This is a genomic window from Streptomyces sp. CO7 (assembly GCF_053474865.1).
The window spans coordinates 603473-611625 of sequence record NZ_JBRIOU010000005.1 but is presented as its reverse complement, the minus strand read 5'-3'; the positions used below and the strand labels follow the sequence as shown (position 1 = coordinate 611625).

Below are 8153 nucleotides of genomic sequence, written 5' to 3'. Positions count from 1 at the left end.
ACCGGGAGCGCCAGGTAGACCCGGATCGTGGTCCCGTAACCGCCGGTGTGCACGCGCACCAGGTCGGCCAGCAGGTTGACGGTGAGCAGGCCGCGCCCGCCGATCTGGTCGCGGCCCGCCGGGCGGCGTCCGGCCAGCGGGTCGGTCAGCCGGCCCGCGTCGCGGACCTCGCAGACCAGGCTGCCGTCCTCGGCCCACAGTCGCAGGGCGCCGCGGCCCCCGCCGTGGACCACGCTGTTGGTGGTGAGCTCGGCCACGATCAGGGCGAAGTCGTCCAGCCGCTCGCCCGTCAGACCCATCTGGGCGGCTTCGGCGACGCTGCGGTGCCGGGCTGTCGGCAGCGCGTCGGCGTCGTACCGGTACGTCAGCCGGACCCCGCCCGCGGCCTCCGGCAGCGGCAGGTTGTAGCGGGCCACCAGACCGTCCGGGTCATAGGCGGGGCTGTCGCTCTGCCGCCCCTCGCCGTCGATGACCACGGGGTGGGTGACGTAGGCGTCCGCGAGCGACCGCTCGTCGAGCCGGGTGGTGTCGTACGGGCACAGGATGCTGACCTCGCGCCCGGTGAAGGCGTGGTTGATCAGCGCCTCGTGCTGGGCGCAGGCCGGGTACTCCGTCTCGGAGCGTCCCGCCCAGATCGGCTCCCCGATCAGGCGGACCCGCGGGGCGTCCGGGTGCGCGTCGGCGAAGGCGCGCAGCACGCCCGGGATGATGCGGCCGGGGTTGCGGCCGGCCTGCTGCATGTCGAGGAAACGTACCCGCGCGGCGTCCTCGCCCAGGGCGGCCTCGATCAGCTTCAGGTTGTACGAGGGCACGGCGACGGCCACCGGCTCGTCCCGCTCCAGTCCCTCGCGGACGAACGCGAGGCAGCCGGCCAGGTACTCGTCGGTGTTCCCGTAGAACAGGGCGGGGTGCACGAAAGGTTCGGTCACGGTACTCACGACGTCGGCACCTCGATCCCCGGCATGCCGGGCCAGTACATCTCCAGGACCCGGACGAGGGTCCCCGGCGGGTTGTGCAGGACGAGACGGCGGCCGGTCCCCAGCCGGTCCACGGCGGCGGCGAGCTCCTCGGCCCCCGCCACGTCCACGAAGTCGACCTCCGCCAGGTCGAGCACGTAGGCGCACCGGGCGGCTCTCACGGCCCCGGCCAGCACGTCCGTCCAGACGGGACGGGTCACTAGTCCCACTTCCCCGCAGAGCCGCACGCCGTCCCCGTCGGGGAGCGGGTGGACCGCCAAGTGCGGGGCCGCGGTCGCGGCCGTGGGGCCCGCCGCCGCGGCAGTCCTTTCCTGGCTCTGCACACCGCCTCCTGTCCGGGTCGCTTCGGCGCCTCGTCCAGTATGCCTGCCGCCCCGGTACTCCCCCTCCCTCGCGCCGGGGCCCGGACGAGAGGTCCGCCACGCGTCAGGCGCTCCCCGCGCGGGTACCCGCCGCGCGAGGCCCTAGGCGGTGGGCCGTGTCACCGCGTGCCTCCGCGCCAGGTCGAGAACCGCAGCCCCAAGGAGAACCCCATGAGCGACGAGCCGATCCCGATGTCCTCGCAGGCCGAGGGCGAGCGCGAACCGGAGCCCGGGGAGGCGGAGCCCGAGCACCACACCAACCCGCCGCACATGACGCCCTCCCAGGCGGAGGGCGAGGCGGACGACGAGCCCGACGACCGGTCCTGACCCGCCGGTCCGGCCCCGCGCCGGCCCGCTCGAGACCTGCCGGTACGACGAAAGCCCCCGGACCTGTCCGGGGGCTTCGATGATCCGTGGTGGGGCGGGTGGGACTCGAACCCACGGCCGGCGGATTATGAGTCCGCTGCTCTAACCGGCTGAGCTACCGCCCCTTCACGGCGCGTCGCGCACATATGTGCGCGCCGTCTGCCGCAGCATAGCCGCTCATACGATCTCCTGCCTCAGGTAGGTCGACTGCATGGACATGACCGACCAGGCCGCACGCCGCGGGGCGTGTCGGCAGGGGTGGAGCACGGTGGCGCGGAGTGCGGTGGGGCATGAAAAAGGACCCCGGCGGGGCCCTCGTTCAAGCGTGCTCCTCCAACTGGACTCGAACCAGTAACCTGCCGATTAACAGTCGGCTGCTCTGCCAATTGAGCTATGGAGGACCGAAGCTCCCCCGACTGGACTCGAACCAGTAACCTGCCGGTTAACAGCCGGCTGCTCTGCCAATTGAGCTACGGAGGATCGCCTCGCTGCATCGAACGCCTCCACCCGGGTATTCGCCAGGGGGCGCGCGCTCGCTGCGAGACATACATTAGCGCAAGCAGGGGGGTGCTCCGCCAATCGGTATCCCCTGCGATCTTGCCGAAGCCGAAGGAAGGGTGGCCGACCATGCGTAACCGGCTCACATTCATGTCCGGAATGGCCCTGGGCTACGTGCTCGGCGCGAAAGCCGGGCGGGAGCGGTACGAACAGATCGTCGCGAAGGCGCGACAGATCACGCAGAACCCCGCGGTGCGCAACACCGCCGAGACCGCGGCCCAGCAGGGCCGTCAGGTGGCGGGCAAGGCTTACCACACGGTGAGCGACAAGATGCCCGACTCGGTGTCCCAGCGGGTGAAGTCCGTCCGCGGGAGCCGGTCCGGCTCCAACGGCCAGAGCGGCACGGACGACTGGGGAACCGGCACCGTCTGAACCCACTCGACGACAGGACCGGAGGACGGGGCCCGGGCCCCGGTCGCCCGGTCACGGGCCCGTGCCGCGTGCGGTACGGGCCCGTGCCGCGTCCGGGCCGGATCCGTGTTCCACCGGCCTGCCGCATCCGGGTGTGAGATGACGTCCGTGGTGCACAATCACCCTCATGGGGATAGTCGCCGGCTTGGACAGTTCGTCCGATTCCACTCGCATCGTGGTCTGTGACGCGGAGACCGGTGCCGTTCTGCGGCAGGGCTACGCTCCGCATCCGATCGAGCCCGCCGAGGGCGGAGGGCGTCCGGCGGACGTCGATCCGCAGGCGTGGCTGCGGTCGCTGGGCGAGGCGGCGGGCGGCGGGCTGCTGGAGAACGTCCAGGCCATCGGTGTGTCCTCGCAGCGCAACGCCCTGGTCCCGCTGGACCGCAACGGCAGCCTCGTGCGGCCCGCCCTGACCGGCGCCGACCGGCGGGCGCAGACCTCCGCGGCCGACCTGATGGACGCTTTCGGCGGCCGTGAGGCGTGGGCGCAGGCCGTCGGCCTGGTGCCGCAGGCCGCGCAGCCCGTCACCAAGCTGCGCTGGCTGCGCCGCACCGAGCCGGAGAACGCCGACCGCACGGCCTTCCTGATGCAGGCGCACGACTGGCTGGTCTGGCAGCTGCTGGGCCGCCCCGTCCGGCGCACCACCGACCGCGGCGGCGCCTCCGGCACCGGCTACTGGTCCGCGGCGACCGGCTCCTGGCGCCCCGACCTGGTCGAGCTCGCGCTCGGGCACCGGACCGGGCTGCCGGAGGTGCTCGCCCCCTGGGAGGCGGCCGGCACCACCCCGGAGGGCCTGCTGATCTCGGCCGGCACCGGGGAGACGATGGCCGCGGCGTTCGGGCTGGGCGTCGGGGTGGGCGACGCGGTCGTCTCGCTGGGGGTCTCCGGCTCGGTGATGGCCGTGCATCCGGAGGCGGTGAGCGACGGCGGCGGCGCGGTGACCTCGCTGGCCGACGCCACGGGGATGCACCTGCCGGTGGTCTCCACCTCCAACGCGGTCCGGGCGCTGCGCGCCACCGCCGCGATGCTGGACCTGGAGGGTCCCGAGGCCCTCTCCGAGCTGGCGCTGAAGTCCACCCCGGGCGCGCACGGCCTGGTGCTGCTGCCGTACCTGGAGGGCGAGCGGACCCCGAACCTGCCGAACGCGGCGGGCACCCTGAGCGGGCTGCGCACCGAGTCGATGCGGCCCGAGCACCTGGCGCGGGCCGCCTTCGAGGGGATGCTGTGCTCCCTCGCGGACGCGCTGGACCTGCTGCGGGGCCGGGGCGTGGAGGTCCGGCGGGTCTTCCTGCTGGGGCAGGCCGCGGAGCTGCCGGCCGTGCGGGCGATCGCTCCGGCGCTGTTCGGGGCGCAGGTCGTGGTGCCGCAGCCGGCCGACTACGCGGCGCTGGGCGCGGCCCGGCAGGCCGCCTGGGCGCTGGGCGTCGCGCAGGGCTCGTCGGACCCCCGCCGGCCGCCGGCCTGGCAGGGCGCGATGGGACAGGTTCTGGAGCCGGGCGAGGACCTGCCGGTCGGCCAGGCGGTCCGCCGCCAGTACGCCACGGTCCGCGAGCAGACCCACCCGGGCGCCTTCACCTCCTGAACGAGCGACGCGCGCGCCCCCGCCGCCCCGCGCGGCGGGGGCGTGCCGCGTTCACCGGGCCTCACCTGCGCAGGAAGAGGCTGAACCGGGCCGGGACCTCGCCGCGTCCCGTCCCTCGCGATACCCCCACGGCTGAACCATGACCGCGTTTTGGCCCGCGCTTGGCTCAATCGGCTTGAGGTAACACCACGGGAGTGTTCGACGATAGGGACGCGTGGGGGTCCTCCCCGCCCAACGGCGGCGGACCCCGCCTCCTCCTCGTCGGCCTCTCGAAAGTATCGGCGTGCTCATACGACTTCTCAGGGCCCATCTGCGGCCCTACCGCAAACCCATCACCGTCGTCGTGGTGCTGCAGCTCCTGCAGACCTGCGCGACCCTCTACCTGCCCACGCTCAACGCCGACATCATCGACAACGGCGTGGTGAAGGGCGACACCGGCTACATCCTGGCCTTCGGCGCCCTGATGCTGGGGATCTCCCTGGTGCAGGTGGTCTGCAACATCGGCGCCGTCCGCTTCGGCGCCCGGACCGCCGCCGCGCTGGGCCGTGACGTGCGGGCCGCGGTCTTCGACCGGGTGCAGTCCTTCTCGGCGCGCGAGGTGGGCCGCTTCGGCGCGCCCTCGCTGATCACCCGGACCACCAACGACGTCCAGCAGGTCCAGATGCTGGTGCTGATGACGTTCACGATGATGGTGTCCGCCCCGATCATGGGCGTGGGCAGCGTGATCATGTCGCTGGGCCTGGACGTGCCGCTGTCGGGCGTCCTGCTGGCGGTGCTGCCGGTGATGGCGGTGGCGCTGACCTTCCTGATCCGGGCGCTGCGCCCGCTGTTCCGCACCATGCAGGAGCGCCTCGACCAGGTGAACCGGGTGCTGCGCGAGCAGATCACCGGCAACCGGGTGATCCGGGCCTTCGTGCGCGACGAGTACGAGCAGCGGCGCTTCCGCAAGGCCAACGAGGAGCTGACCGAGGTCGCGCTCGGCACCGGCAACCTGATGGCCCTGATGTTCCCGATCGTGATGACGGTGGTGAACCTGGCGTCCATCGCGGTGCTGTGGTTCGGCGCGCACCGCATCGACTCGGGCAGCATGGGGATCGGCGACCTGACGGCCTTCCTGGCCTACCTGATGCAGACCGTCATGTCGGTGATGATGGCCACCTTCATGTTCATGATGGTCCCGCGCGCCGAGGTCTGCGCCGAGCGGATCCAGGAGGTCCTGGAGACCGGGTCCAGCGTGGTGCCGCCGGTGGCGGGCGTGACCGAGCTGCGGACCAGCGGGACGCTGGAGCTGCGCGGGGCCGGCTTCCGGTACCCGGGCGCCGAGGAGCCGGTGCTCAAGGCCGTCGAGGTGACGGCACGGCCGGGCGAGATCACGGCGGTGATCGGCTCGACCGGTTCCGGCAAGTCCACCCTGCTGGGGCTGGTGCCGCGGTTGTTCGACGCCACCGAGGGCGAGGTCCTGGTGGACGGGGTGGACGTCCGGGAGATCGACCCCCGGGTGCTGGCGAAGACGGTGTCGCTGGTGCCGCAGAAGCCGTACCTGTTCGCCGGGACGGTGGCCACCAACCTGCGCTACGGCAACCCGGACGCCACCGACGAGGAGCTGTGGCACGCGCTCGAGGTGGCGCAGGCCAAGGAGTTCGTCTCCGCGCTGGAGGGCGGCCTTGACGCCCCGGTCGCGCAGGGCGGCTCCAACGTCTCGGGAGGCCAGCGGCAGCGTCTGGCGATCGCCCGGACCCTGGTGCAGCGGCCGGAGATCTACCTGTTCGACGACTCCTTCTCGGCGCTCGACTACGCCACGGACGCGGCGCTGCGCGCGGCGCTGACCCGGGAGACGGCGGACGCGACGGTGGTGATCGTGGCGCAGCGCGTCTCGACGATCCGGGACGCCGACCGGATCGTGGTCCTGGACGAGGGCCGGGTGGTCGGCACGGGCCGGCACGCGGAGCTGATGGACGGCAACGAGACCTACCGGGAGATCGTGCTCTCCCAGCTGACGGAAGCGGAGGCAGCCTGATGGCCGGGCCTGCGGGGCGGATGATGGCCGGGACGGGCCCGGAGAACCGGTCGATGGACTTCAAGGGGTCGACCAGGCGGCTGCTGCGGCAGTTCGCGCCGGAGCGGGTGTCGCTGTGGGTGATGCTCGTCTCGGTGGTGGCGAGCGTGAGCCTGACGGTGGCCGGGCCGAAGATCCTGGGCCGGGCGACCGACCTGGTCTTCGCGGGGATCGTCGGCCGGCAGATGCCGGCGGGAGCCTCCAAGGAGCAGGTGCTGGAGACGATGCGGGCCCGCGGCGAGGACGGCGTCGCGGACATGCTGGGCGGGGTGGACTTCACTCCGGGCCGGGGCATCGACTTCTCGGCGGTGGGCGGCGTGCTGCTGCTGGCCCTCGGGATGTTCCTGGCCGCCGGTCTGCTGATGGCGGTGGCGACCCGGATGGTGAACCGGGCCGTCAACCGGACGATGCTGCGGATGCGCGAGGACGTGCAGACGAAGCTGTCGCGGCTGCCGCTGTCGTACTTCGACAAGCGGCAGCGCGGCGAGGTGCTGAGCCGGGTCACCAACGACATCGACAACCTGGGGCAGACGCTGCAGCAGTCGATGGGGCAGCTGGTGAACGCGGTGCTGTCCATCGTCGGCGTGCTGGTGATGATGTTCTGGGTGTCCTGGCTGCTGGCGCTGGTGGCGCTGGTGACGGTGCCGCTCTCGTTCGTGGTGGCGACCCGGGTCGGCAAGCGGTCCCAGCCGCACTTCGTGGCGCAGTGGCGTACGACGGGGCAGCTGAACGCGCACATCGAGGAGATGTACACCGGCCACTCGCTGGTCAAGGTGTTCGGCCGGCAGGACGAGTCGGCGAGGAAGTTCGCCGAGCACAACGACGAGCTGTACGAGGCCGGGTTCAAGGCGCAGTTCATGAGCGGCGTCATGCAGCCGCTGATGATGTTCGTCTCCAACCTGAACTACGTCCTGGTGGCGGTGGTCGGCGGTCTGCGGGTGGCCTCGGGCTCGCTGTCGATCGGTGACGTGCAGGCGTTCATCCAGTACTCGCGCCAGTTCTCCATGCCGCTGACGCAGGTGGCCTCGATGGCGAACCTGGTGCAGTCGGGCGTCGCCTCGGCCGAGCGGGTCTTCGAGGTGCTGGACGCCGAGGAGCAGGAGGCGGACCCGATCCCGGGCGTGCGGCCCGAGGAGCTGCGCGGCCGGGTCGGGTTCGAGCACGTGTCGTTCCGCTACGACCAAGACAAGCCGCTGATCGAGGACCTGTCGCTGGCCGTGGAGCCGGGGCACACGGTGGCCATCGTCGGCCCGACCGGCGCGGGCAAGACCACGCTGGTCAACCTGCTGATGCGGTTCTACGAGGTCACCGGCGGGCGGATCACGCTGGACGGCGTGGACGTGGCGACCATGTCGCGCGACGAGCTGCGCTCGGCGATCGGCATGGTGCTGCAGGACACCTGGCTGTTCGGCGGGACCATCGCGGAGAACATCGCCTACGGCGCGCCCGGCGAGGTGACCCGCGGCGACGTCGAGGAGGCGGCGCGGGCCGCGCACGCCGACCGCTTCGTGCGGACCCTGCCGGAGGGCTACGACACCGTCATCGACGGCGAGGGCTCGGGGGTGAGCGCGGGCGAGAAGCAGCTGATCACCATCGCCCGGGCCTTCCTGTCCGACCCGACGATCCTGGTGCTGGACGAGGCCACCAGCTCGGTCGACACCCGCACCGAGGTGCTGATCCAGAAGGCGATGGCCAAGCTGGCGCACGGCCGGACCGCGTTCGTGATCGCGCACCGGCTCTCCACCATCCGCGACGCGGACACCATCCTGGTGATGGAGGACGGCGCGATCGTCGAGCAGGGCCGCCACGCGGAGCTGCTGGCGGCCGGCGGCGCCTACGCC

7 protein-coding genes and 3 tRNA genes are annotated in these 8153 nt (G+C 72.1%); 5 read left to right on the top strand and 5 right to left on the bottom strand.

Annotated features, from left to right (window positions below):
• Together ACOV8S_RS21295 and ACOV8S_RS21290 are read right to left on the bottom strand one after the other, a co-directional pair.
• Positions 1-938: anti-sigma factor RsbA family regulatory protein (locus ACOV8S_RS21295; RefSeq protein ID WP_448319425.1), on the bottom strand; the 938-nt coding region annotated here is incomplete at its 3' end.
• Positions 935-1300 (bottom strand): STAS domain-containing protein, encoded by a 366-nt coding sequence (locus ACOV8S_RS21290; RefSeq protein ID WP_448319424.1) that lies wholly within the window; start codon positions 1298-1300, stop codon positions 935-937. The genes ACOV8S_RS21290 and ACOV8S_RS21295, both read right to left, overlap by 4 nt.
• A 210-nt stretch (positions 1301-1510) precedes the next feature.
• Here ACOV8S_RS21290 and ACOV8S_RS21285 point away from each other — a divergent pair, with 210 nt between their 5' ends.
• Entirely contained in the window at positions 1511-1666 is a 156-nt protein-coding gene (locus ACOV8S_RS21285) for a hypothetical protein (protein WP_448319422.1), read from the top strand.
• Positions 1667-1753: 87 nt separating this feature from the next.
• Here ACOV8S_RS21285 and ACOV8S_RS21280 read toward each other — a convergent pair.
• The 3 genes from ACOV8S_RS21280 to ACOV8S_RS21270 form a co-directional block, all read right to left on the bottom strand.
• Positions 1754-1830: transfer RNA gene (locus ACOV8S_RS21280), tRNA-Ile, on the bottom strand.
• Positions 1831-2033: 203 nt separating this feature from the next.
• Positions 2034-2106, bottom strand: a tRNA-Asn gene (locus ACOV8S_RS21275).
• 6 nt (positions 2107-2112) lie between these two features.
• Positions 2113-2185, bottom strand: a tRNA-Asn gene (locus tag ACOV8S_RS21270).
• A 147-nt stretch (positions 2186-2332) separates the two neighbouring features.
• Between ACOV8S_RS21270 and ACOV8S_RS21265 the strand changes: the two genes are divergently transcribed.
• The 4 genes from ACOV8S_RS21265 to ACOV8S_RS21250 form a co-directional block, all read left to right on the top strand.
• Entirely contained in the window at positions 2333-2635 is a 303-nt protein-coding gene (locus ACOV8S_RS21265) for a YtxH domain-containing protein (protein WP_448319421.1), read from the top strand.
• A gap of 166 nt (positions 2636-2801) precedes the next feature.
• Positions 2802-4256 carry a xylulokinase gene (locus ACOV8S_RS21260; RefSeq protein WP_448319420.1) on the top strand — a complete coding sequence of 485 codons (1455 nt, stop codon included), beginning with the start codon at positions 2802-2804 and terminating at the stop codon, positions 4254-4256.
• A gap of 283 nt (positions 4257-4539) precedes the next feature.
• Positions 4540-6273: an ABC transporter ATP-binding protein gene (locus ACOV8S_RS21255; protein ID WP_448319418.1), complete on the top strand. Its 1734-nt coding sequence runs from the start codon at positions 4540-4542 to the stop codon at positions 6271-6273.
• Positions 6273-8153 (top strand): ABC transporter ATP-binding protein (locus ACOV8S_RS21250; RefSeq protein ID WP_448319416.1); only part of this gene is annotated, 1881 nt, incomplete at its 3' end. The genes ACOV8S_RS21255 and ACOV8S_RS21250, both read left to right, overlap by 1 nt.